23 protein-coding genes are annotated in these 24,863 nt (G+C 45.8%); all 23 read right to left on the bottom strand.

What is annotated here, in order from left to right; genetic code table 11:
• Positions 1–12 precede the first annotated feature (12 nt).
• Positions 13–426 carry a pre-16S rRNA-processing nuclease YqgF gene (locus I6E26_RS07155; RefSeq protein WP_235321166.1) on the bottom strand — a complete coding sequence of 138 codons (414 nt, stop codon included), beginning with the start codon at positions 424–426 and terminating at the stop codon, positions 13–15.
• Complete coding sequence (locus I6E26_RS07150) at positions 423–1,646, bottom strand: DUF3084 domain-containing protein (protein ID WP_235321165.1); 1,224 nt, start codon at positions 1,644–1,646, stop codon at positions 423–425. Before I6E26_RS07150 ends, I6E26_RS07155 begins: the two co-directional genes overlap by 4 nt.
• Before the next feature lie 45 nt (positions 1,647–1,691).
• A complete protein-coding gene (locus I6E26_RS07145; protein ID WP_235321164.1) occupies positions 1,692–2,783 on the bottom strand; it encodes an LptF/LptG family permease in 1,092 nt (363 codons plus the stop codon).
• 11 nt (positions 2,784–2,794) lie between these two features.
• The gene (gene lptB / locus I6E26_RS07140; RefSeq protein WP_235321163.1) at positions 2,795–3,517 is read right to left on the bottom strand and encodes an LPS export ABC transporter ATP-binding protein; all 723 of its coding nucleotides are present in this window, start codon (positions 3,515–3,517) and stop codon (positions 2,795–2,797) included.
• A gap of 82 nt (positions 3,518–3,599) precedes the next feature.
• Complete coding sequence (locus I6E26_RS07135; protein ID WP_235321162.1) at positions 3,600–4,295, bottom strand: LptA/OstA family protein; 696 nt, start codon at positions 4,293–4,295, stop codon at positions 3,600–3,602.
• On the bottom strand, positions 4,295–4,843 hold the full coding sequence (gene lptC / locus I6E26_RS07130; protein WP_235321161.1) for an LPS export ABC transporter periplasmic protein LptC: 549 nt from the start codon (positions 4,841–4,843) through the stop codon (positions 4,295–4,297). The genes I6E26_RS07135 and lptC overlap by 1 nt, the downstream gene beginning before the upstream one ends.
• Positions 4,827–5,750 carry a lysophospholipid acyltransferase family protein gene (locus tag I6E26_RS07125; RefSeq protein WP_235321160.1) on the bottom strand — a complete coding sequence of 308 codons (924 nt, stop codon included), beginning with the start codon at positions 5,748–5,750 and terminating at the stop codon, positions 4,827–4,829. The genes lptC and I6E26_RS07125 overlap by 17 nt, the downstream gene beginning before the upstream one ends.
• Before the next feature lie 102 nt (positions 5,751–5,852).
• Positions 5,853–6,413, bottom strand: a complete 561-nt coding sequence (locus tag I6E26_RS07120) for a KdsC family phosphatase (RefSeq protein WP_235321159.1) — start codon at positions 6,411–6,413, stop codon at positions 5,853–5,855.
• A gap of 1 nt (position 6,414) precedes the next feature.
• A complete protein-coding gene (locus I6E26_RS07115; protein ID WP_235321158.1) occupies positions 6,415–7,383 on the bottom strand; it encodes a KpsF/GutQ family sugar-phosphate isomerase in 969 nt (322 codons plus the stop codon).
• A gap of 22 nt (positions 7,384–7,405) precedes the next feature.
• On the bottom strand, positions 7,406–8,233 hold the full coding sequence (gene kdsA, locus I6E26_RS07110) for a 3-deoxy-8-phosphooctulonate synthase (protein WP_235321157.1): 828 nt from the start codon (positions 8,231–8,233) through the stop codon (positions 7,406–7,408).
• Between the two features lie 22 nt (positions 8,234–8,255).
• Positions 8,256–8,987: a 3-deoxy-manno-octulosonate cytidylyltransferase gene (gene kdsB / locus I6E26_RS07105; protein WP_235321156.1), complete on the bottom strand. Its 732-nt coding sequence runs from the start codon at positions 8,985–8,987 to the stop codon at positions 8,256–8,258.
• Positions 8,984–11,467: a tetraacyldisaccharide 4'-kinase gene (lpxK, locus tag I6E26_RS07100; protein ID WP_235321155.1), complete on the bottom strand. Its 2,484-nt coding sequence runs from the start codon at positions 11,465–11,467 to the stop codon at positions 8,984–8,986. The genes kdsB and lpxK overlap by 4 nt, the downstream gene beginning before the upstream one ends.
• 12 nt (positions 11,468–11,479) lie before the next feature.
• Positions 11,480–13,213, bottom strand: coding sequence for a lipid A export permease/ATP-binding protein MsbA (gene msbA / locus I6E26_RS07095; RefSeq protein WP_235321154.1), 1,734 nt, complete (start codon positions 13,211–13,213; stop codon positions 11,480–11,482).
• A complete protein-coding gene (gene lpxB, locus I6E26_RS07090) occupies positions 13,210–14,364 on the bottom strand; it encodes a lipid-A-disaccharide synthase (RefSeq protein ID WP_235321153.1) in 1,155 nt (384 codons plus the stop codon). The genes msbA and lpxB overlap by 4 nt, the downstream gene beginning before the upstream one ends.
• Before the next feature lie 68 nt (positions 14,365–14,432).
• Positions 14,433–15,242: an LpxI family protein gene (locus I6E26_RS07085; RefSeq protein ID WP_235321152.1), complete on the bottom strand. Its 810-nt coding sequence runs from the start codon at positions 15,240–15,242 to the stop codon at positions 14,433–14,435.
• 38 nt (positions 15,243–15,280) lie between these two features.
• A complete protein-coding gene (gene lpxA, locus I6E26_RS07080) occupies positions 15,281–16,150 on the bottom strand; it encodes an acyl-ACP--UDP-N-acetylglucosamine O-acyltransferase (protein ID WP_235321151.1) in 870 nt (289 codons plus the stop codon).
• Positions 16,151–16,330: 180 nt separating this feature from the next.
• On the bottom strand, positions 16,331–16,765 hold the full coding sequence (fabZ, locus tag I6E26_RS07075) for a 3-hydroxyacyl-ACP dehydratase FabZ (protein WP_235321150.1): 435 nt from the start codon (positions 16,763–16,765) through the stop codon (positions 16,331–16,333).
• A gap of 33 nt (positions 16,766–16,798) precedes the next feature.
• Positions 16,799–17,632, bottom strand: coding sequence for a UDP-3-O-acyl-N-acetylglucosamine deacetylase (lpxC, locus tag I6E26_RS07070; protein WP_419179914.1), 834 nt, complete (start codon positions 17,630–17,632; stop codon positions 16,799–16,801).
• A 214-nt stretch (positions 17,633–17,846) separates the two neighbouring features.
• On the bottom strand, positions 17,847–18,722 hold the full coding sequence (locus I6E26_RS07065) for a lysophospholipid acyltransferase family protein (protein ID WP_235321148.1): 876 nt from the start codon (positions 18,720–18,722) through the stop codon (positions 17,847–17,849).
• Positions 18,723–18,782: 60 nt separating this feature from the next.
• Positions 18,783–20,411 (bottom strand): amino acid ABC transporter ATP-binding/permease protein, encoded by a 1,629-nt coding sequence (locus tag I6E26_RS07060; protein ID WP_235321147.1) that lies wholly within the window; start codon positions 20,409–20,411, stop codon positions 18,783–18,785.
• Positions 20,408–22,123 (bottom strand): ABC transporter ATP-binding protein/permease, encoded by a 1,716-nt coding sequence (locus tag I6E26_RS07055; protein WP_235321146.1) that lies wholly within the window; start codon positions 22,121–22,123, stop codon positions 20,408–20,410. Before I6E26_RS07055 ends, I6E26_RS07060 begins: the two co-directional genes overlap by 4 nt.
• A complete protein-coding gene (cydB, locus tag I6E26_RS07050; RefSeq protein WP_235321186.1) occupies positions 22,120–23,133 on the bottom strand; it encodes a cytochrome d ubiquinol oxidase subunit II in 1,014 nt (337 codons plus the stop codon). The genes I6E26_RS07055 and cydB overlap by 4 nt, the downstream gene beginning before the upstream one ends.
• Positions 23,133–24,503 (bottom strand): cytochrome ubiquinol oxidase subunit I, encoded by a 1,371-nt coding sequence (locus I6E26_RS07045; protein WP_235321145.1) that lies wholly within the window; start codon positions 24,501–24,503, stop codon positions 23,133–23,135. Before I6E26_RS07045 ends, cydB begins: the two co-directional genes overlap by 1 nt.
• Between the last annotated feature and the right edge of the window lie 360 nt (positions 24,504–24,863).

Here is a 24,863-nt window from a genome sequence, read left to right as displayed (position 1 = left end):
TATATATACATTCTACTGCTTTGCCTTTACATAACGACGGGCCAGTATCAGGGCTGCCAAATCATCCACCGGCTTTGGTGGTATCAGCATACCATGAGGTATCAGCCGTCTCCATCCCTTGGGAGGATAGATGCGCCAGTACTCTTCCTTGGCCTCATCGGTGGTTCTATATTCATCTACCACCTGCAGCTTAACCTCTGGCAGACTCTGACCAGCTCTTGCCCCGGCCTCCTTGCTGGTGGTGCCATTGCCCATAACCAAAGTAGAAAAGCCATATTTGCCCTGTAATTGTTTCAGCTGCTCCTCTAGCTGGACCGTAGCAACAATTTCGTGGTATAGACAGCTTCCCTGACTATCCACCACCGCCAAACCGCATTTATCACGGCCTGGGTCCAAACCGCAGACTAATTTCTCATTCCTATTCATGGCAGTGCTCCTGTCCCCAAAAGTTTCAGCTTAATACGGAGAGGACCTACAATATCTGTGATTCCATCGGCAAAGGCAGAGATAATAGCCTTGCCATTACTATGCTGCAACTGATTCATAATATTGTATATCTGTTGAGAGTCTATAACTCCTACAGAGCCATTCAGCGTATCCGGCACCATGCCATCATCCTTGGCCTGGTGATTTACCTTGCTAAGGAAATTGGTTAGTACGCTTTGCAGCTCTGCTGTACTGTCTGGATTAAAGGTAATATTTTGATCTGTAATTAACTGACCATCTGTGTAAACAGTCTTGTTCTGGAATATTTTCAGGTTGGTGGCTACCGCCTCTCCCTGAATCAAATTTCCAGCAGCCACAATCCGTACTACATATTCTCCCTCGTGAGAGGAAATATATTTAGCTGCCTCATCAAATTCCGGCTGATAAATCCAAACATCCTTGTTCCGGTCGGCAATATCCCCTCCCAGCTTGCGGCTCACCGTATATCTAGCCATCTCCAAAAGTCTAGCTAAATCTGTGTGTATATCATCCAAGGAGCTTTTCCCCTTGATTACACCGCTGGCTAGAGCCTCTCCAGCCTGAAAAGCAATAGAGCCCTCCCGCATTATCTTAATGCCAGTGGTCAGCTCTCTATTAATCTGATAAAGCTCAGAATTATTCTTGCTCAACCGCTCATTGCCCTCCTCCAGAATATCATTTATTCTGGTAAGTTTATCGCTTTTAGCTACCAATTCCTGATTATTGGCTGTTAACAACTGATTGGCATTTTCCAAATGACCATTAAGGCTTTGCAGCTCATTGCTGCGTTCCTCCAGCTGTTCCTTTTGCTGTTGTAGGCCCACCAGTTCCTGTTTGGTGGCTCCCAGCTCGCTTTTTATCTTGTCCTGCTCCGCCTTAGCCATAGCCAGTTGAGCCGAAGCCTCTGCCAAATCATTTCTGGCCTGCTGCATATTCTGATTCAACTTTTCCATGCCAAAAAGAGCTGTCCGCACATTTTTGGACATAATAGTCATAACTCCCAGAGTAGTGGTTGTAATCAGAATACCTGTCACAATTGTTACCAATATGGATGTATGCTTAGGCCGCAATCCCAGGATGGTCATTTTCTTTTTGCCAACCTTGGAACCAATTCTATCACCGATAAAAGCGATGGCTCCTCCTGTGATTATTAGAACCAGTATCAATACCACGCCATACACCTTAGAGCCACCTCTTTTCTCTCTTCTCTGTCAAAAAAACACATTCTATTTGGACATACGGCGCATAAGATAACCGCCTGCCAAAAGGCCGATAATATTTGGCAGCCAAACCGCCAGCATAGGATTAAAAATTCCTCCCTGGGCAATGGCGCCTGCCATCGTCATAAGGCTATAGTATATAAAGATAATAATAATACTCATCACAAAGCCCATAGATGAACTGTTACGATTTGGCTGCATACCCAATGGCACACCTACCAAGGTAAAAATAAGGCTGGCCATAGGTATAGTTACACGCTGATGCAGCTCTGTTTCCAGCTTGTTGGTATTTACATACTGGGACTTCATAATGCTAATCTGTTCTCCCAGTTCCTTCATGGTCATCTGCTCAGGCTTTTTCTGACTCTGCACAATCTGCTTCGGACTTTCATTTATCGGCAATACCTGAGTATCAAACTTCATGGTATGCTGATTCTGACCATTGGCAACATCATAAATCATGCCATTATGCATGGTCCACATATTATCCTTCCACTCAGCATATTCAGCATTTTCTACATGCCTCAGCTCACCGTTTTCAAAGGACTGCATGGCAATCCCTTCCATGGTATTGGTATCAGCCACAAACTGACGGGCATAAACCAGCTTCTGGATTTTGCCCTCCTTGATTTCCTTAATGATGATATGCTCCTGGGACTGCGGGGACAAATTTCCCTTTATCTCATACTCCAATACATTGCTATAGGCTTGATTGGACCAAGGAACAACATATTCATTAAACAAAACAGCAAAAATACTAACACAAGCTCCTAAAACAATGGCAGGAAAAGCGATTCTATAGAAGCTGATACCGCAGGATTTCATAGCTGTTATCTCGCTATTGCCAGAAAGCCGGCCTATGGTCAACAGACTGGCCAGCAGCATGGACATAGGAAAAGTCCAGATAATAACCCCTGGCAGGCTCAGCACAAAAATCTTTAGTACAGAGGGCACCGAAGCACCATATTCTGTAATGTACTGGGCGATGCGGAACAAGGTACCTGAACCAATAAACACTGCTGAAAAAGCACAGATACCAAAAATAAAGGTCTTAAAGACCTCTTTGAATATATATTTGTCCAAAATATGAATCCGCATTTAATCTTCCCCTATAGCTTAGTATTGTTACCAATATAATATTTAATGGCCATTGGATCGTTGAGCACTGTGTCAACATCACCCTCAACCAAAATCTTTCCTGCATTCATTATATAGGCTCTATCTACAATACGCAATGTTTCTACAACATTGTGGTCTGTTATCAATATGCCCATGCCCCGCTCCCGCAGATAGCTGATAATGCCCTGAATATCTGCTACAGCAATTGGATCTACACCGGCAAAAGGCTCATCCAGCAAAATGAACTTTGGCTCCAAAGCCAGACAACGGGCAATCTCCACCCGCCGACGTTCACCACCAGATAGTTCTGAGCCTAATCGCTCCCTTACATGGCTGACATGGAATTCCTCTAAGAGATCATCCAGCTTCTTTTTCTTGGCCGCTGCATCCATTTCCTCCACATATTCCAAAATGGACATAATATTTTCTTCTACCGTAAGATTGCGGAAGATAGAAGCCTCCTGTGCCAAATAGCTGATGCCCAGCCGGGCTCTTTTGTACATAGGCATTTTGCCAATATCTATGTCAGACAGCATTACCTGACCAGAGGTAGGCTTCTCCAAGCCTACAATCATGTAGAAGGTAGTGGTCTTGCCGGCGCCATTGGCTCCTAAAAGCCCCACAATTTCACCCTTGTCCACACGCAAGGAAACACCATCCACCACGTTGCGATGCTTGAAGGTCTTTACTAAATTTTTTACTTGAATATGCACCTGGCAATTCCCCCAAAATTCTGATTATTGTTATAGCCTTTGACTGAGCCTAGACTATAACAGCATATTTTTCTCTGAAATGTTACTCAGTAACCTTTGCCTGTCCATCCTTGGCCAACAAAATAGTCAGCTGATTGCTTTTCAGGGTGTTATTGTACTGTACCGCCCAGGCATTGCCTGTCAGCACAGCTTTGCCCTGCTCCAATCCGTAGTAATTCAACAAATCGCCTACAGCCTCCATATCATTAGGCTGGCTTACTACATGAACATTCCCTCGGCCAATAAGATGTTCCTCCTTGAGATAGCCTTCCATTTCGTCAGCCGTAAACACACCATCCTTGGAGGTAATAGTGCCTCCCTGACGAATCAGCACATAATCCTGTGGCTGGAAATATTCCACAATAGGCCCGCTAAAGGTCTTATCCTCCATTGTACCATATACATTACCAGTAGCCACCATATGCTGCTGGGCATCGCTGGTAACCTTCTGAGCTGTTACCCGCATATTCTTGGCAGACTGGACAGCAATTACATTGCCCTCCACGCTGCCTTCCTTGGTTTTGGAGTTGTACTGAGCCTGCTGGCCTGTTACCTTTAGATCCCCCTGGACCATCAATACATCTCCGGTGGCTGTTACCACACCGGTGGCCATATCGTATTCTACACTATCTGCATCCAGAGAGGTAGGCTCTCCGGCAGCAAAGATAGTACCTGTGGCAATTATACCAGACAAGGCTGCCATAGCCAAAGCCTTGGCTAAAGTTCTTTTATAAAACATTATTTATTCCCCTTTTCCAAATGGGCATGACCAATAATCTTGAATTTGTTGAAGCCATCCAAGGATTCAATTCTATCCCCCTTGGCCTTTACTGCATCAGAATCCCTCTGCAGCTCTGCATTGCCAATCAGGGCCAGTTGATTTTCCTTGGCCTTCCATTCCAGCCTATCTGCTCTAAGATGGGCACCATCGGTGCTATCACCCTTAATACCGCCCTCTACGGTCAGGAATTTGTCCTTGGCCTTGTAATTTGCCTTGGGGGCTGTAACATGAAGGGTGCGTCCATCCTCTGTGTAGAATTTGGCATCCATATTTGTAATACTGGCATCCTGGGTGTCAATATCCACCTCCATTGATTCAGCTGTCAGCTCCCACAACTTTCTACCATCCTTTTCCTCAGTAATGGTATTGCCGTTGTAGGTCATAACCCGCTTCTCCAAAGGCGAGGCATCGTCGGCAGGCTGAGGGACGGTATTAACCGTCCAATAGCATAGGGCTGCCAAGGCTGCCACCACAATGCCTATGAGAATTTTATGCGTTTTGGTCATTCTGTACTACCTCTGTCTTTACAGTATGATGCTTGATTTTCTGCTGCTCTGGCTTGGTGTTCCAACGTTTTTGGAACCAAAGCCATTGAGTTGGATTATCCAGTATCTTCTTCTCCAAAATCTTGGTCATCTTGTAGGTAAGATTATACAAATCCTTGTCGGAATCTCCTGTATCCTCATAGCGAAGTATCTCGCCAATTTCTACCCGATGATGGCCATCTGGCTGACGGATAATAAAGGCTGGCACCACTGGGGAATTGAATTTCTTGGCAAATACGGCGGCTCCCATAGGAGTAGAGGCTGTCTTACCCAAAAACTCAATAAAAGCACCTCCCGGTCCTGCATCCTGATCTGCCAAAAAACCAAGTATCTTACCCTTTTTCAGAGCCTTGGCTGCTGACAAAAGCTCACTGGTGCCTCGGGAAAAAATCTCCACATTGATTTTGGAGCGCAGCTCATCTAAGGCGTGGGTATAATCCATATTAGGCTGAGGCTTGGCAATAGCTGTTACCGGCATATCATTCATGGTAAAGGAAGCAGAAAGCCACTCCCAATTCCCTACATGGCCAGTCAGCACTACCACTCCCCGCTTTTCAGCCAAGGCCTGCTCCATAATCTCCAAATGATCTATCTCTATGTATTTGGAAAAATTCTTCTTGTTCAGGGCCGGCATATAGAGAACCTCCATAAAATTCCGCCCCATATTGATAAAGGAAAGCCGTACCAGCTTCTCAGCCTCCTGCTGGGAAATCTGCAGGGATTCCTTCATTTGCTTTATTGCTAAATTTCGCTGTTTCTTTATAAACTTGTAGTACAACACCCCTAAGCCCTTGCCCAATACCATTAGCCAGCTATGAGGCATTCTGCATACAATCCAGCTCATCAGCATAAGTAAATTATATACCATTATACTCCTCCGCAACAATAGGATATATTAGAATTATCCCATTTCGGACTTTTAGTCATAAGACTTATTCTAAACAAAACATCTGAATTGGGGCTGAAAGCCTTATTGGGCATAATTAGGTACTGATTTATTACCTGCAAAGGCATCCACCAGCTGCTGCCACTTGCCCTGTGTCTTAAGAATCAACTCTGCAATATCCCGGACAACGCCATTGCCCCCATCACGGCCAGAAATCACATGGGAAATTTTCTTTACTTCAGGCTGAGCATCGCCAGCACAGCAAGCCAAGCCTGCCTGTATCAGCAGGGACAAATCATTTAAATCATCCCCCACATAAGCAATTTCCCTATTGGTTAGACCAGTTTCTTCCTTAATTTTTTGCCAGGCTTCCCGCTTATCCTTAATGCCTTGCCATACGCTGTCAATCTTTAGCTCGGCAGCTCGATGCTCTACGATTTCAGACTTACGGCCCGTAATAATGGCAGTTTTAACACCGGCTTTATGGAGCATGGTTATACCCATGCCGTCCTTCACAGAAAATTCCTTAATGGCTTCCCCTTCCGGCCCAATATAGATACGGCCATCGGTCATGGTGCCATCTACATCCATTACTACCATGCGAATCCTAGCGGCTCTTTCCAATGCATCTGCTCTAAATTCCATTTTAGACAACTCCCTGTCTCAACAAATCAGTCAAATGAACAATACCAATAGGCTGGCCTGCTTCATCAATAACCGGCAACACCGTAATAGGTCTAGGCTTGTGCTTCTCCATAACGGAAAGAGCCTCTGCGGCCAGCTTGTCCTTGGTAATGGTCTGAGGTGCCTTGGTCATCATATTTTCTACAGCCTCGTTCAGGAACTGACTGCCCTTGGCCAAGCCACGACGAATATCTCCATCAGTTACCAAGCCGATAAATTTGCCATTTTCATCCACAACAGAAGTAGCTCCCAGCCCCTTGTCCGTCATCATAAACAAGGCTTCCTGGGCTGTATGACCACAGTGGATAATTGGGTTATCCTCGCCGCTATGCATAACATTCTCTACAGTCAGCAGCAGCTTTCTGCCCAAGGAGCCACCTGGATGGAACAGGGCAAAATCCTGCTTGGTAAAGTTACGAGCCTCTAAAAGAGCCACAGTAATGGCATCCCCCATAGCCAAGGTGGCAGTAGTACTGGCAGTTGGTGCTAAGCCCAAAGGACAAGCCTCCCGCTCCACAGCAATATTCACAAAATAATCTGCATTGCGCCCCAAAGCAGACTCCCTGCGGCCGCACATGGCAATAATCTTAGCACCAATGCGCTTGATAATAGGCAGAATATTTACCACCTCTGTGCTTTCACCGCTATTGGATATAGCAATAACCACATCATCCGCAGTAACCATACCCAAATCCCCATGAAAAGCCTCTGCTGGATGCATAAAGAAAGCCGGGGTACCTGTGCTGGCCAAGCTGGCAGCAATCTTTCTGCCTATGTGGCCAGACTTACCCATGCCGGTTACGACCACTCTGGCATGACAATCCAAAATGCAATTTACGGCAGCCACAAATTCGTCATCTATACGCTCAATCAACTTGGTAACAGAAGCCGCTTCTATCTTCAAAGTTTCAATGGCTGAATCCTTAATCATATATGTCCCCTCTAATTGGTAATTATTGCAAATGCTTGCGAACAACTTCGTGAATAGCCAGAGCATCCTTTAGCAAATCCTCCAGCTTGTCCAGATAAACCATATTTGGCCCATCACAAAGAGCCTCCTCTGGATTGTCATGAACCTCCATAAAGAGGGCATCCACCCCAGCACCAACAGCAGCCCGTACCAGATTAGGCACAAACTCTCTGTTACCAGCAGAGCAGGTTCCTGCACCACCTGGCAGCTGTACGCTATGGGTGCCATCAAATACTACTGGATAGCCAAAGGAACGCATAATAGGGAAGGTTCTCATATCCACAACCAGATTATTGTAACCGAAGGAAGCACCTCTCTCGGTGAGAAGAATCTGAGAGCAACCACCTTCATGGAGCTTATCTACCACATTCCGCATATCTCCAGGGGCCATAAACTGGCCTTTCTTTACATTAACCACAGCACCGCTCTGAGCTGCTGCATAAAGAAGGTCGGTCTGACGGCAGAGGAAAGCCGGAATCTGAATAATATCTGCCACCTTGGCTACAGGCTCAATCTGCTCCTCAGTATGTACATCTGTGACAATTGGTACCTGCAGTTCATCCTTAATGGTCTGCAGCATTTCCAAGCCCTTTTTCAGGCCTGGACCACGGAAGCCATTAAAGGAGGAGCGATTGGCCTTGTCAAAGGAAGCCTTGAATACATAAGGAATACCCAAACGCCCAGTAATCTCCTTGATGGTTCTGCCGATCAGCAGACATCTATCCAAGCCCTCCAAAACACATGGGCCTGCCAAAAGAGCCAAAGGCTGTCCATTACCTATTGAAAAATTTCCTACCTGTACAGTATTCATAATATACCACCCTTCCTCAGCATTAAAGCCGTTCCTGATACAATCTATTTACTTCTACCAAATCCTCAGGAGTATCCACACCTACGAAATGAAAATCTGTAGCAATTACCTTGATTTTGTAGCCGTTTTCCAAGGCCCGCAGCTGTTCCAGAGATTCTGTCTGCTCCAGCCGGGTAGGTGCCATCTTGGCATAATTCAACAGGAAATCCCGCTTGTAGGCATAAATACCAATATGCTTATACACTACAGCACCAGTATTTTCCCTTGGATATGGCAACAAGGAACGAGAAAAATATAAAGCATAGCCCTTCTTATCAGTAACCACCTTTACATTGTTAGGATTCTTCATTTCCTCCACATCAGTCATAGGTGATTTCACAGTGGCCATCTGCAGCTCTGGATCATCATCAAAAGCTGCTGCTAGTGCATCAATCAAGGCTGGCTCAATTAGTGGCTCATCGCCCTGTACATTGATAATCAGCTCTGCCTCCGGGTGAGCTGCTGCCACCTCGGCCAGTCTGTCAGTACCGGTAGGATGGTCTTTGGCTGTCATCATAGCCTTTCCACCATGAGCTGTCAATGCTTCGTAGACTCTCTCATCATCTACAGCAGCAATAACCCCAGACAATCGTTTGGCCTTGGAGGCCTGCTCATATACTCTGACTATCATCGGCTTGCCTGCTATATCAGCCAGAGGCTTGCCAGGCAATCTGGTGGAAGCATATCTGGCAGGAATTACACATAATGTATTCATTTCTGTTCTGACCTCCTGAAAAAATCATCTATACGCTGCTTTAAGAGCTGGTCAATCTGCTTGCCCTCATCCTGCATTACCACCTCTACAGTAATAACATAGATAGGCAGATTGCCCTCCCGCTCTGGCAGATGGGGCAGCTTTACAGCATCCTTCTCAGTGGTTGCAATGGCTTCAGCCCCCTCACGAATGGCCTGATCCATAGCATCCTGAATTTCTTCCAAAGTGTATTCGTGATGATCTGGGAAGCGGAAGCTTTCAATTACCTCTGCTCCAGAGTTACACAAGGTCTGCTCAAAGGAAGCAGGATTGCCGATAGCTGATAAGGCAATAATCTTTTTGCCCTTGATAATATCTATAGGGGAACCCTCGCTGGCAATATTCTTTACCCATTCCCCCAGCTCAATACATGCCTGAGGCTGGTGAATACTTTCCACAACCACAGGGTTCTGGCCGTATTCATCAATTTTTTTGCGGATATAAGCAATGGAGCCTGGCTCCGCCTGATCCACCTTGGTTAAAAGGCACACATCGGCTCTGCTAAGATGGGATAATGGCTCCCGCAGGGTGCCTCGTGGCAAAATATGTCCATTGCCAAAGACATTTACTGCATCTATCAGCACTACATCCAAATTTCGCTTCAACTGCCAATGCTGATAGCCATCATCCAGAATAGCCACCTGAGCCCCAAAATGTTCTACTGCATACTGGCCGGTTTTGGCTCTCTCAGGGCCAATCAGCACAGGCACATTAGGCAAATGCTTGGCCAGCATAAAGGCCTCATCCCCAGCCGTAGCTGCATCCATCTTCAGCTCATGTCCATCAGAGACAACACCTATTTCTCCCTGCCATTTGGCACGATAGCCTCGATTGAGAATAACCACCTTGTAGCCCATATCCCGAATAGCTTTCGCCAATCTCTGAGCTGTAGGGGTTTTGCCGGTGCCTCCCACGGTAATATTGCCTAGGCTGATTACATAACAAGACAGCTTTTTCTTGGTAAATAAACCGCTTTTGTAACAGCTTAGCTTAATATTCAGCAAAAAGCCATAAATATAAGCACAGCCATGCAAAAATGCTACCATAGCCTTTAGGCCTAAGCCCTTTGGCTCCTTGCAATGTATCAGCTGCATAAAATAGGTCTGGAAATTCTCCAGCTTATCTATAGCCTTTATCTTGTCCTTGGCCTCACAGCGATTCAGCAAATCGTGAAGTATCACCGCTGTTCTACGAGCCGCACCGCGATTTTCCTCACAGATTTTCAGGGTTTCCTGCTCCATGCGTCTCCGTTCTGCCACATTGACAAAAAGCTCCGAGGCTGCCTTGACCAGCTCTTCCTGATCCTTTACCGTAACCACCGCCTTGCGGTTGGAGAAAAGAATATGGGTATCCTTGAAATTAAACATGTTGGGGCCCACAATAATAGCCTTGCCATGAGCTGCCGGCTCCAAAATATTGTGACCGCCATGAGGTATTAAGCTTCCTCCTACGAAAATAACATCGCCAATGCTATATACCTTTCCCAGCTCTCCAATGGTATTGAGGAGAACCACATCATGTCCCTGAGCTGGCTTTTCCTGCAGCTGGGTTCTAGTGGCAGAGGTAAAGCCCCGCTGCTGGCACATATCTTGAATGGTGCCTGTACGCAGCACAGCTCTAGGAGCAATTACCAGGCGCGCCTTGGGATGAGTCTTGCGGATTTCTCCAAAGGCGGCCAATACCTGCTCCTCCTCCCCCTTATGGGTGGAGCCAGCCAAAAAAATACCATCATTGTCCTCCAGCCCCAGTTCCTTAATCAGCTGCTGCTTTTCCTCAGGGCTGACATTGGTATAGGTCTGGTCAAATTTGGTATTGCCAGTAACAGTAACCAAATCCTTGCTTGCCCCTAGACGGAGAATATTCTCTGCATCTACAGAGGACTGCATGGCAAAATATTTGATGGTATCCAGCATATCATACCAAATACTGTGCAGATAACGATATCTGGATACGCTTTTTTCACTAATACGGCCATTTACCATCATAACTGGAATGTCCAGCTTTTTGGCAGCCTGAAGGAAATTTGGCCAAAGCTCCGTTTCCACAGGCATAAATACCCTTGGACGCACCTTGTAAAGCAAATGGGCAGAAAGCCAAGGCAAATCGAAAGGAAAATGAATGATGCTATCTGCATCCTTTATAATCCGATTGGCCATTTCGTAACCGCTATTGGTAAAAACAGATACCAAAATAGGGGTATTGGGAAATTCCCGACGAAATTCCTTAATAAGGGGGCTGGCCGCCACAATCTCTCCTACTGAAGCCGCATGAACCCATATACAATTTTTACGGGCAACCTTATCAAGGGCATGCTTAGGCAAAAATCCCAGCTGCTGCTTTATTCTATTAACAAAGCCCTTTTCTCTAATGGCCCGCAGGCAGAAAGCCGGTATCATCAAGATAACCACCAATACTGCTGCTACATTATATAATAGTCGCATAAAAGCGTCTCCTTATCCTTCTTGGTTCTGACGGAACTGAATGTTGTACAGATTGCTGTACAAGCCACCTGCCGCTAACAGCTCCTCATGTGTACCATGCTCCCGCAGATGTCCATTTTCCACTACAAAAATCTGATCTGCATTAAATATAGTAGAAAGACGATGGGCAATTACAAAGGAGGTTCTGCCCACCATCAGATTATCCAAGGCATCCTGCACAATCTTTTCACTTTCAGTATCCAGTGCAGAGGTAGCCTCGTCCAAAATCAAAACTCTTGGATTCTTGAGAATTGCTCTGGCAATAGCCAGACGCTGACGCTGACCACCAGAAAGATTCAAACCACGCTCTCCTAGCTTGGTATCGTATCCCTCTGGCAGCTCCTTGATAAATTCCTCCGCATTGGCGGCCTTGGCAGCTTCAATAACCTCTTCATCAGTAGCCTCCAAACGGCCATAACGGATATTTTCCATTACCGATGTGCTGAACAACATGGTTTCCTGGGGCACCAGACCGATCTGCTCCCGCAGGGAATCTGCTGTTACCTGCCGAATATCATGATCATCAATGGTAATTACACCGGAATCCACATCATAGAAGCGAGGAATCAGATTAGCAATAGTAGATTTGCCACTACCGCTAGGACCTACCAAAGCTATCATCTGTCCAGGCTCCGCCTTCAAGGATATATGCTGAAGAGCAGGCTGACCTTCCTTGTAGGAGAAAGTAATGTCCTTGAACTCCACCTTGCCCTTAATAGGAGGCAGTGGCTTGGCACCTGGCACATCGGTAATCTTTTCGTCCAAATCCATAATATCAAAAACACGCTCTGCTGCAGCCATAGCCTTCTGAATAGCTGCATATACTCTGGACAAGCGCTTAACAGGGTTGGCCAAGTTGACAGCATAGGTTAGAAAAGCTACCAGCTCACCGGCAGTAATAACTTCGTTTACAACCTCATAGCCACCAAACCAGACAATAAAGGTAACGGCAATAGCTGCTAAAAATTCCACAGTTGGAGTCAGCAGACTGCTTAGCTTAACATTCTTCATAGCAGCCTGGAAATTACGCCAGTTCTGCTCCTCAAAGCGCTTAATCTCGTAAGATTCCCGCACAAAGGACTTTACCACTCGAATAGCAGAAATGCTTTCCTGCAACAGGGAAGTAATCTCCGCCACCCGCTCCTGAATGACGGTACTGGAACGCTTCAGCTTCCGACCAAATATCTTCATGGCAAAACCAACCAGAGGAATAGTCATCAAGGTCAGCAGGCTAAGCTTCCAATCCAGATAAATCATCATGGCCAGAGAACCAATGAGAATAGATCCCTCAGTTACCAGCTCAATAAGATTGTCCACAATAGCGCTCTGCATTACCGCTACATCGTTGGTAATATAGCTCATTACCGTACCAGTCTGCTGCTTATCATAATAGGACAGAGGCATCCGCTGGAACTTGCGGAACAACACGCTGCGAACATCTATGATTACCCGCTGGCCTACATAGGAAACCAAATAGCTTTGGCCGTAATAAAATACACCACGAGTAAACATTACTACCAGAATACCGGCAGCAATCAAGTTCAGCATTACCATATCCTTGGACATCAGAACATCATCAATCATATCCTTAATAATCCAAGGCAAATACAGATTGGCTCCTGCTGCCATAATGATGCACACCACAGCCAAAGCCAGCCGTCTGGTATAAGGCTTGATATATGCTAACAATCGCATGTAATTCTTCATCTAATGTCCTCCGTCCTGCTGTACTTTTCTGCAGCTGCCACAATGCGCTGAGCTACTCTGGCTGTTGCTCCAGGAGCACCTAGCTTGGCCACAGCCTCCTGCAACCCCTGCAATACCTGCTCCTTGTAGCCAGATTCTGCATAGAAACGGCGCGCAGCCTCATATACCTTGGAGCCAGTAACCTGATCCTGCAGCAGCTCCTGCTGTACAGCCCTGCCAGCCAATATATTAGGCAGGGTAAAATTATCTATCTTCACCAGCATTTTGCCAATAGCGTAGCTAAGGGGAGCCATGCGGTACAAAGCCACACAGGGCAATCCCATAATAGCTGCTTCCAATACCACCGTACCAGAGGTGGCAATAGCAAAGCTGCCAATATTCATCAAATCGTAGTTTTTGTCATGGGTAAAATGAATGTCCACAGTGTGTTCCGCCGCCATAGCAGCCAATACCCCTTCATCTATACCGGAGGCCACCGGCACATAAAACCTTAACTGGGGACGCTCCTTAGCCAGAAGCTCTGCTGCCTCCAGCATAGTAGGAAACAGGCCCTGAATCTCCTGCTTTCTACTGCCTGGCAAAAGCAATACCGGCTCTCCATCAGCAGGCACCTGAAAATATTCTCTGGCCTCTGACACAGTCATGGTAGATTTTACCATATCAATTAGGGGATTTCCCTGAAAGCTTATATTTGCCCCTGCCGCCTGATATACAGGCAATTCAAAGGGAAAGATTGCTGCCAGCTCATTAGCCAAGGCGGCACATTTTTTGGCTCTGCCTTTGCGCCAAGCCCAGGCAGAGGGGGGAATGTAAGAAAAAACCGGTATCCCCATTTTGCGAGCCTTGGCAGCCAAACGCCAATTGAAATCCGGATAGTCAATGAGTACCAACAAATCAGGCTTTTCCTCCGCCATAAAATTTGTTAGCTTTTTCAGCAGATCAAAAATCCTGGATAGATTTTTGATAACCTCCCATACTCCCATTATACTATATTCCCGCATATCTGCACATAGGCGGACACCAGCTTCTGCCATTTTAGGGCCGCCAAAGCCGATAAGCTCTGCCTCTGGCTTTAGCTGATGAATGGCCTTAGCCAATCCTTCTCCGTGGAGATCTCCGGAGGCCTCTCCGGCTGACAACATAATCTTCATACAATCCCTCAAAAAAACACACAAAAGACGCGAGAATACAAAGCTGCATCCGCCGCGTCCCAAGTCCCTTATTCCATTGCCACAATAGTAATATCATGAGCCTCAGCCAATGCTATCACCTTGTCCTTTTCCACCAACAGAGTTCGGCCAGCCTCAATAACCAGGGCAGAAGCACCTACCTCCACCATGATTTCCATAGTTTTCATGCCTACAGCCGGTACATCAAACCGCAAATCCTGATTTGGCTTGGCTGTTTTGGCTACTACCGCACCGCCTCTAGCCAGCTCTCCGCCACGACGAATGCAGGCATCAGTACCCTCAATAGCCTCCAAGGCCATTACAGCCTGCTGCTTTACCACAACAGTCTGGCCCACATCCAAACGGCCGATTTCTCTAGCCATTTTCATGCCAAATTCCATGTCCTGCTGTTCCTGTGGCGTTGGCTCCCGTTTGGTAAGGACTCCCGGTGCTGGCATCAGGCTGCGAATAAGAGCAGTCTGATCAAAAACCTCTAAGCCATCCTTGGCCAACTCCTTGACAAAGGCCAACATCAGAGTATCGTCCTTCCGGTCTGGCAAAGTAAACATCAAAGCCAGCATCCGCATATCTGGTGCAGCATGATCCCCACTGTACAAAAGCTCCTTAGTAACCTTGCCCAACAGGGTAATCTCTGTTACCTCCTTGGCCTTCATATAATCAATAATTGTCTGCAGCTTGGCTACACTAATCTCCGTATAGTCAGCAGTACATTCCTTCAGCTCTGGATCTACACCAGGAATAAGACCTACAGCATAAACCTCATAGCCCAAGGCTGCCGCAGCCTTGGCACACTCCACTGGAAGCCTGCCTACACCTGCCAGCAATCCTATTTTTTTCATAAAAACAATCAGCCTCCAGCGAATTTTGTCTAACTAAATCAATCCTCAGATTCTTCTACTTCTTCAGCCTCTGAAGACTTATCCTCCTGCTTCTTATCACCTACATGACCAGCAGGACGGCAAATACCTCTATCTGCATTCCGCAGGAACTGCAGCATATGCTCAACTTCCGGACAGGACTCCACCTCCTGCTCAATAGCAGAAATAGCATCCTTCAATCTCAGTCCGGAACGATAGAGCAAACGATAGGCCAGCTTAATCTGACGACGGTTGGCAGGAGCAATACCTGCTCTGGCAATACCCACACTGTTCAATCCGCAGGCTCTAGCTGGGAAGCCATCTACAATAGTATATGGCACTACATCGTGAATATTGCGGGACATACCGCTGATCATGGACTGCTTGCCTACCCGGACAAACTGGTGCACACCAGCCTTGCCGCCAATAATAGCTCTATCCTCTACCACCACATGACCTGCCACCATAGCAGCATTGGCCATGATAACATTGTTGCCCAAAATACAGTTATGAGCCACATGAACATAAGCCATCAGCAGACAGTCATCACCGATTTTGGTAACTTCTCCCTCGCCGGTAGCTCTGTGAATAGTACAGAATTCATGAATCTTGGTGCGATTGCCAATAACAGTATAGCTCTTTTCCCCGGCAAACTTCAAATCCTGTGGTTCCTCACCAATGGAAGCTCCCTGGAAAATATGACAATCCTTGCCTATCTTGGTCCAGCCGGTAATAACCACACTTGGGCCAACAATAGTACCTTCATCAATTTCTACATTTTCGCCAATTACGGTAAAAGGACCAATTTCCACATTTTTACCGATCTTTGCGTTTGGATGAACAACCGCAAAATTATGTATCTTTGCAGTAACATCAAAGTTATCCGCCATTTATTACAACTCCTTTAGTACCCCCGAAAAACCTATCGTCAGTACACCTACTATCATGTATACAATCACAGCACAAACCATATATGTTGTATGCTATATTTCCTTATATTCGACTGTTTTTCGAGAAATACTAAGAATTTCTTCAATTTTCTTTATTAATCAGCCTACTATGAACAACATTTACTCTGGTCTCTGCAGGGCAAAGGTAAAATCAGCCTGTGCTGCCAGCACATCATCCACATAGGATTCTGCATGAAGCTTGCCATAATCACCATGTACCTTCAAAAGATTAGCTTTCATAATCATCTGATCGCCAGGCACTACCATCTTTTTGAATTTAATATTGTCCATGCCACCAAACAGAGCAATCTTACCACGGTTTTCCTCTGGATAAAGCATGGCAATACCGCCAACCTGAGCCATAGCCTCCAAAATCAAAACACCTGGCATAATAGCCTTGTGAGGGAAATGTCCGTGGAACTGTGGCTCATTATAGGTTACATTCTTGATGCCTACAGCAGATTTGAATGGATCAATTTCGATAATTCTATCTACCAGCAAAAATGGAGCACGATGGGGCAGAATCTTCTTTATTTCGTCAATTTCCAATACCATATAAAAAAACCTCTTCTCTTCATATTTTATGTATTATTTGCCCAGCTTTGCCTTAAGCAGCTTGGACATGGTTGTATTCAGTGCATGACCTGACTTTACAGCCACAAAGTGGCCCTTAACTATGCCTGCCAGGCGCAAATCCCCTACCAAATCAAGGATTTTGTGCCTTACCAGCTCATCTGGATAAATCAATGGGTTCATCCAACCCTCATCATTATAAACAATAACGTTTTCCAGGGTACCGCCTAGCCCCAAGCCCATCTTGTGGAGAGCCTCTACCTCTTTTTCATAGGCAATAGTTCTGGCAGGAGCAATCTCCTTCAGGTAATTTTCCTCAGTAATCTCATAATCGCCATACTGTATCCCAATCAAAGGATGAGGATTAATAGAGGTAAAACTTACCCGAAAGCCATCATAGGGCAGAGCCAAGACAAATTTGTCTCCATCATCTACTCTATAAAGCTGATCTATAACAATCTCCTGACGCTCTCTATCCAGCTGACGAATACCTGCCTTTTGCAGCAGTTGGAAGAACTCTCGGCTGCTGCCATCTGCCACCGGAGGCTCCTCTGCATTAATGCAGATTTCCACATTGTCAATACCGGCTCCGTGGAGAGCTGACATAACATGCTCGATGGTAAACATCTTGATGCCATTGTCCTCGATAGTTGTAGCTCGCAGAGTGGAGGTTACATTCTCTGCCTTGGCCTCCACCTGTGGCTGTCCCGGCAAATCCACTCTGGTAAAGACAATGCCTGTATCAGCCTCTGCCGGCTGCAGCTTCATGGTTACATCCTTGCCGGAATGGAGCCCTACACCAGTATAGCTTACCGGCGCAGCAATTGTTGTCTGAAATGCCAAATCCATCCCTCACTTATCAAAACATCCGAAAACCTAACTCAACATATTAATACTAGCATATTTATGACAAAATGTACAGATTTTCCCACAACCTATCCTCTGCTCCCAAGACAACTTATTTTTCTTAGCAATAATCAAAGCAGGGATTTTAGTAAAATGCAAAAAAATGCCCCAAAAATCATAATTTTTGAGGCTTGATTTTATATTCAATTGTCTGCCGTTAATCCAAGCCAATGCTTCTAACGGATTTCCAGCGGTCGTGGAGCCAGAACCAGTCCTCTGGATGGTTCCGTATCTGCTGCTCCAGAATATTCAATAGCTGTTGCATGGTACGGCGTATATCCTCCTGCTTATCCTTGGTTCTTTCCACATAAATTGGAGGGAAAATGGTTATATGGTGCCCCCCATCTGGCCGATGCTGAATCTGTCCCGGAAAAATAGGGGCATTCTGTATCCTTGCCAAAGTGGCTGGCCCTGTAACACAATTGGTTTTCCGGCCAAAGAAATCCAGAATAATACCGTATTTCAAGCTAGGATCCTGGTCCATAATCAAACCAATCATCCAGCCATCTTTAATCATCTTCAGCATATCCCGCCCATCAGATTTGTAGGTAATATGCATACCGGACATTTCTCTATATTCCAAAATAAACCGGTTGGCCTGGCTATTCTTCTGCTTCATGGCCACCCCCACTAAAGGCACACCATATTGAGCCAAGGCCGCTCCCATAATTTCCCAGCTATCGCTGTGATTGGTGGCAATAATGCCCCCCTTGCCGGCCCGCACCGCATCCAGCAGATACTCCAGCCCCTCAATGGACACATGCTGATACATTTTGCCATTCTTTATCAGATCTGGATAACGCAGAACCTCCATAATCATAGGGCCAAACTGCACCCACGAGGCTTTGGCAATCCGCTCTGCCTCCTGCTCATCCACCTGCAAACAGCGAATAATATTTTCTCGGGCCATTTTTTTTCGCTTTTCTGGCACCACCAACCAGGTCAGCTTGCCTAAGAAATTTCCCAGCTTCAAACAGGCTTTCATAGGGAATCTACAGGCCAGCCAGCTAAGCATCTTTAAAATATAGTACATGTAATGCACTCCTTTATATCATCATTCAATGATATTATTTTACACTATTTCACCCAAAGATTAAAGATGAATAACCTGAGAAAATTTCTTAGTTAGTTCTTCCTCATGAGTGATAACCACCAAGGTTTGCTCCCTTGCTTTCATCCGGTGCCAAAGGGATTCCATCAGCTTTAAAGCTCTTTGCTTATCCAATCCACAGGTAGGCTCATCCAATATAATCAAAGGCGCTGTGCCTGCTATGGCAAGGGCTGTAAGCAAACAACTCCGCTGTCCCCCGGATAAATCACAGGCATCCTGTCCCAAGGGAGTATCAAGTCCCTGAGCCATGGATTTAACAACGGTGTCCAGCTGAGCATCCTGCAAGGCCTGCCACATATCTGATTCCTCAATATCCGGACATAAAATACGGAAGTTTTCCCGAATGGATTTAGCAAAAAGTACACTGCCCTGAGGCATGGCACTGATATTTTTTCGAATATTTTCCACATCCATAGCCAGATAGGATTTGCCCTGCCAATAAATACCGCCCTTATCAGGTGGCCAAACGCCTAATAAAAGCTGTGTCAGCGTGGTTTTGCCTGAGCCACTGGCACCAACAATGGCTGTATGCTGCCCCTGCTGTATAGAAAAGGAAATATGAGATAGGAGATTCTGCCCCTGCCCATAGGAAAAGCACAAATCCTCAACCCAAAGTAAAGCCTGTTTTTGCTCTGGCGAACATGATTGCTTATGAGCTGTCAATTGCTCCCGTTGCCCCCCATTTGCCTGTTGTTCCCGGGAAGTCCAAAGGGAACAAGCTGCCCTATTACTGCACTGTATCTGACGCATAGCTTCTGGTAACATGCGAAATTCAAGCAAAAGGGTCTGTAATACCAAAAAATATACTGCAAAATCAATACCTGAAAGATCGCCTAATGCCACAGCGGGAATCATACTGGCCATAAGCAATATCACTACAAAAGCATCCAATATATTGAGCAAGGTATCCCCTTTATCATTAACGAGGCGAGCTTTTTTATCCCCCTGCAGCTTCTCTTCTGCCGCCTGTCTGAGAATACCACGGGCCGAAGCTGAGCCTGCCAAATACAATTCATCCAGCCCAGCTCCCATATCCATTAAGGCACTGCGATAAGCACCATCCAGCTGTCTGCTATCAGGATGACTTTTTTGCCAAATAAGGAAAGGAATTTCTAAGCGTAAAATAAATAATAAGGGCAGAAGCCAAAATAAATCCGTATGCCTAGCTAACCAATAAGTAATACAAACCGTCAAAATACCTGCTGTCACCGGCGGCAGCATCCCCCGCACAAAAAAGTCCCTTAGCTCATCAGCTCCAGTCAACAAATCATGCAGCAATTCTCCCTGTTTGGCCACACCTCCCCGCAGGGGCAGCAGCAGAGCAGCTTTTTTGTAAAGACTTACACGTATCTTAGTTAGGCCATGAAAAGCAAGGCGGTGAGAAATATACCTTTCTCCATAACGAAATACGGCGCGAAAAATACCACAGGCACGAACACCGGTGATACCTAATGCCAAGGCGGAAAGAGGAGGCAATAAAGCCGCAGAGGCAATCAGCCAAGCAGAGGAGCCCAACAAGCAAATACCTGCCGCTGCCGCCCCAAGGCTTACCAGGCTTGCCAGCAGTAATGCCCAAGGAGATACCAGAGACAGTAAATGGAGCAATCTCATAAAACCACCTCCTCTTCAGTTTCAATCTGCACCTCTAAATTTTGTTCCACTGGCTCTAGCAAAATAATATTATCCGCTAGAGCCAGCAAATCCTCATCATGGCTAACCAAAAGCAGGGTTCTCCCTTGAGCCAGCTCCCACAGTACCTTTATGATTTCAGCTCTGGTAGCGGAATCAAGGGCTGCCGTAGGCTCATCCATCAAAACCAAATCCCGTTGCTGATAAATGGCTCTGGCCAAGCCCAAACGTTTTCGCTGCCCCTGAGACAAATTCTGTCCTCCTTCTCCCAAAAGAGTCATCATGCCCTGAGGCAGCTGCTCTGCCCAAGCAAGCAATTGAACTTTCTCCAAGGCTTGACGTATTTTGGCCTGCTCCTCTGCACTATAGGAATCAGCCGCAAATACCAAGGTAATATTTTCTGCCAACGTGCCATTGAATAGATGAGGCTCCTGAGGCACGTAGCTTAAAGGAACCCTAGACTTTCTTAAGATACCTTTCGTAGGGGAAAGTAATCCTCCACAAAGTCGCAAAAGAGTTGTTTTGCCGCTGCCGCTGCTTCCCCGGATTACGGTAATTTGCTGTGCAGGTACCACAAAGCTCTTATCCTGCAATATCGGCAGAGATCCTGCTCCGTAACCAAAGCTTATATGCTGGCCTATTATTACTCCCATCTCCTGAGTCAAATCATTTGATAGATTGGCCTCTGCCTTAACCTCCCTGGAATGCAAAAATTCTGCCAGGGACGTTTCCGCCGTATAAGCAGTCATACCTCCATGAAAAGCTGTTCCTGCCTGTCGCAATGGCTGATAGAATTCCGGTAGCACCAGCAGGACAAAAAAGGCCGTAAAAAATGTCAGCTGCCCATATAACAACCGCAAACCTATACTCACAGCCACAATGGCTATGGAGAGAGTGGTTATCAACTCCAAGGCAAAAGCTGAAATAAAGGTAATTTGCAGCACCAGCAAGGCAGACTGAGCAAAATTCTCACTAAGGCTGGCCACCGTCTCTGTCAATCTCCTCTCCTGACGGAAAAGCTTAACAGTAGGCAAGGTGTGCAAAAGCTCTGCAAAACCAGCAGAAAGCTCCGTTAGCTTCTGCCATTCTTTTTTGCTGGCATCACGGCTTACACGGCCTATAAGATAAAGAAGAAAAGGGGCAATAGGCAGAGTAATCAGCATCAGCAATCCAGTCATCGGATCGGTCCCAGCCGAAATAATCAGTAAAATGGGCAGGTGAATAGCCAACCCAAAAATTACCGGCAGAACTTTGGTAAACCATAAATCCAATGCATCTACCTGCTCCAGAGCCAGAGGCAGGAGATTATTCATCTGTATGAATTCGCCCCCTGCCTGCCCCTTTATACTTATAGAAGACAAAATTTTTTCATGAAGCTTTTCCCTTACTAAGCTGCGAGCCCTATAAGAAAGCTCCTGTTGCTGATAATTCAGCAGAAAGCCTAGTAAATACAAAAAAATAAGCACAAGAAACAGCACCAGCAAAGCCGGTGCTGCCATCAATAAAACTGGTGCCGTTTCACTTGGTGCCATTTCCTGCAAAAATACATCATCCACTACTGTAGCTGCCCAAAAGGCAGCCGCTGCAATCAGCATGGCCCGCCCCGTTTCACACAGGGCATAGCCAGCAAGAATGGCTTTGTTGTGAACCATTGTCTGGAAGAAGAAGCATTTTTTCATATCTCGTTGTATCAATAATGTTCTTCAGCGTCCTTAGGAGTAACACGCTTACGGAAAATATGATAACTCCATGCCTGATAAATCAGAACAATAGGTACAAATATACCAGCTGCCACCGTCATAATAGACAGAGTATATGGGCTGGAGGAAGCATTGGTAATGGTCAGACTATAGGCAGGATTGAGGCTGGAAACCATCAATCTTGGGAAAAGTCCTGCAAAGAAAGCTACTGTAGTAGCTGCTATAGCCAAGGTACTCAGGCAAAAGCTAGCCTTGCCATTGCCTTTTTTCATGCTGCCAAGGGCTACAAGGAAAAATACAGCTGCACCACAAAGTGCCACAGCCGCCACAGGCTTGGTAAACAAATCTGTATACTGCATAGTCAATCCCATGCAAGCCACAAAGAAAATAGTGGCTAAACCGCCAACCTTCATAGCCATGCTCTGGCAACGTCCAATCAGCTTTTCTCTAGCTAGACGCAAGGTAAGGAAGGAAGCACCATGATAGAGGAAAACGAACAGGAAAGCCAGTCCCCCTACAATAGAATATGGGCTTAACAGGTCAAAGAAGCCCCCTGTATAAATCATTTTTTCATTGATGGGTATGCCCGCAATCAAATCCGTAACCGCTACACCCCAAAGAAAGGCAGGAACAACACTGCCGAAGCAAATAGCTCTATCCCAAAATTTCTGCCAGCCAACAGATTCATGACGACCTCGCAGATCAAAGGCTACACCTCTCAAAATCAGTGCCACCAGCATCAGAAACAAAGCCAAATAAAAGGCTGAGAACATGGTAGCATAAACATGAGGAAAAGCAGCAAACATGGCACCACCGGCAGTAATCATCCATACCTCATTACCATCCCACACCGGGGTAATAGTACGAAGAATCTCCCCCCGTTCCTTGGTATCATCAGATAGGAAAGGCATAAGCCCTCCCACACCATAATCAAAGCCTTCCAGAATAAAGAAGCCTGTAAAGAGTACAACTATTAGAATAAACCAAATAACAGTGAGGTCCATCATGCTTTCCTCCCTTCGTCAAAGGCAATGTGGGTTTTCTTTATAAAGCCCACAGCAATCCAAAGGGCTGCTATAGCCAAAACCAGATAGATAAGGGTAAAGCCTACCATGGTCAACCACACATCAGAACTGGTCAGATTTGGCGAAACAGCCTCGCTAGTTTTTTGGAGACCAAAGACAATCCAAGGCTGACGTCCACCTTCTGCAATATACCAGCCAACGCTGTTAGCGATAAATGGCAGTGGCAGCAGCCACGGCAAAAGCTTCAAAAATATAGGAAAATTCATAGGACACTTCTTCCAACCCAGGTAGGCCGCCACAAATGCTAAGAGCAACATAAGTCCACCTAAGCCAATCATAATACGGAAGCTCCAGAACATGCCTGTCACATCAGGGCGATATTCCCCAGGACCGTACTGGGCAGCATATTCCTCCTGCAGCTGATTAATACCAGTTACAGCCCCTGATGGCTCATTGTACAGCATCATGGAAAACATAGCTGGAATGGTTATCTCCATATCGTTCTTATGCTCTACTTCGTTGATATCAGCTATAATGGCAAAAGGAGCAGGATCCTCGGTTTCCCAGAGTGCTTCAAAGGAAGATAACTTCATAGGATTGGCCTGGGCCAGATACTGGGCATGCATATGACCACTGCCCATAGCTGCAAACAGACCTAATAGCATAAAGATGCCACCAGCTTTCAGGGTTTGAGTAAAGGCCTGACGGGAAACCTCGTCATGAAGAATCTTCCAGGCTGAAACAGTTATTACAAGGAAGCCTGCTGTTACAATAGCCGAAAACAGAGTATGTGAATATTCGCCTATAACATAGGGATTGGTAATTAAAGCCAGAAAATCTGTCATTTCTGCCCGACCGTTGCTAATAGCATATCCTACTGGATGCTGCATAAAGGAATTGGCCACTAGAATCCAAAATGCCGAAAGGTTGCTGGCAAACGCCACTATCCAAATACAGATACAATGGGCTTTTTCGGACAGCTTATCCCAGCCAAAAATCCAAATACCAATAAAGGTAGATTCCAGAAAAAATGCTGTCAGTGCTTCCAAAGCCAGCGGAGCGCCAAAAATATCTCCCATGAAGCGAGCATATTCTGACCAGTTCATGCCAAAATGAAATTCCTGCACAATACCAGTTACTACACCCATAGAGAAATTAATAATGAAAAGAGTGCCAAAAAAGCGTACCAGCTTGCGACTAGTTTCCTTCCAAACAGGCCGTTTCGTACGAACATAACATGTTTCCAGCAACGCCACGAAGATGGATAATCCCAGCGTAATTGGAACAAATAGAAAATGATATACGGTGGTAATGGCAAACTGCCATCGCGATAACAGCAATGCATCCATAAATTTACCCCTCCTTTTGTATTATTACAACGCATTTTATATGTTATGTTCTTATTATAACCCAAATATCTATTTAACACAAGAATAAAATGTTTGTTTATTTTAGTCAAATAGCGTAGTATGCTGTGCTTGCGCTATAATATTTTAATGGAGGAAATTCTGATTTGCAGAGTAAAAGACTTATTTGCATAATGGCATACATATACTCTTTACTGAGGCATGGCATATACCCTTACAGGCACGCTCGCGCTATATTGATGTGCCTCACGCTGCTAAACTCATTTAAGCACATGAAAAGTTTCACGATGTTCATCTTTTCATGGCTTAAATTCGTTAAGAAGCGAGGCACATCGATATACC

The sequence above is a fragment of the Anaerovibrio lipolyticus genome (genome assembly GCF_021531495.1).
Lineage (GTDB): Bacteria > Bacillota > Negativicutes > Selenomonadales > Selenomonadaceae > Anaerovibrio.
The sequence above is the reverse complement of the archived record's forward strand: the minus strand, read 5'-3'. Positions and strand labels throughout refer to the sequence as shown.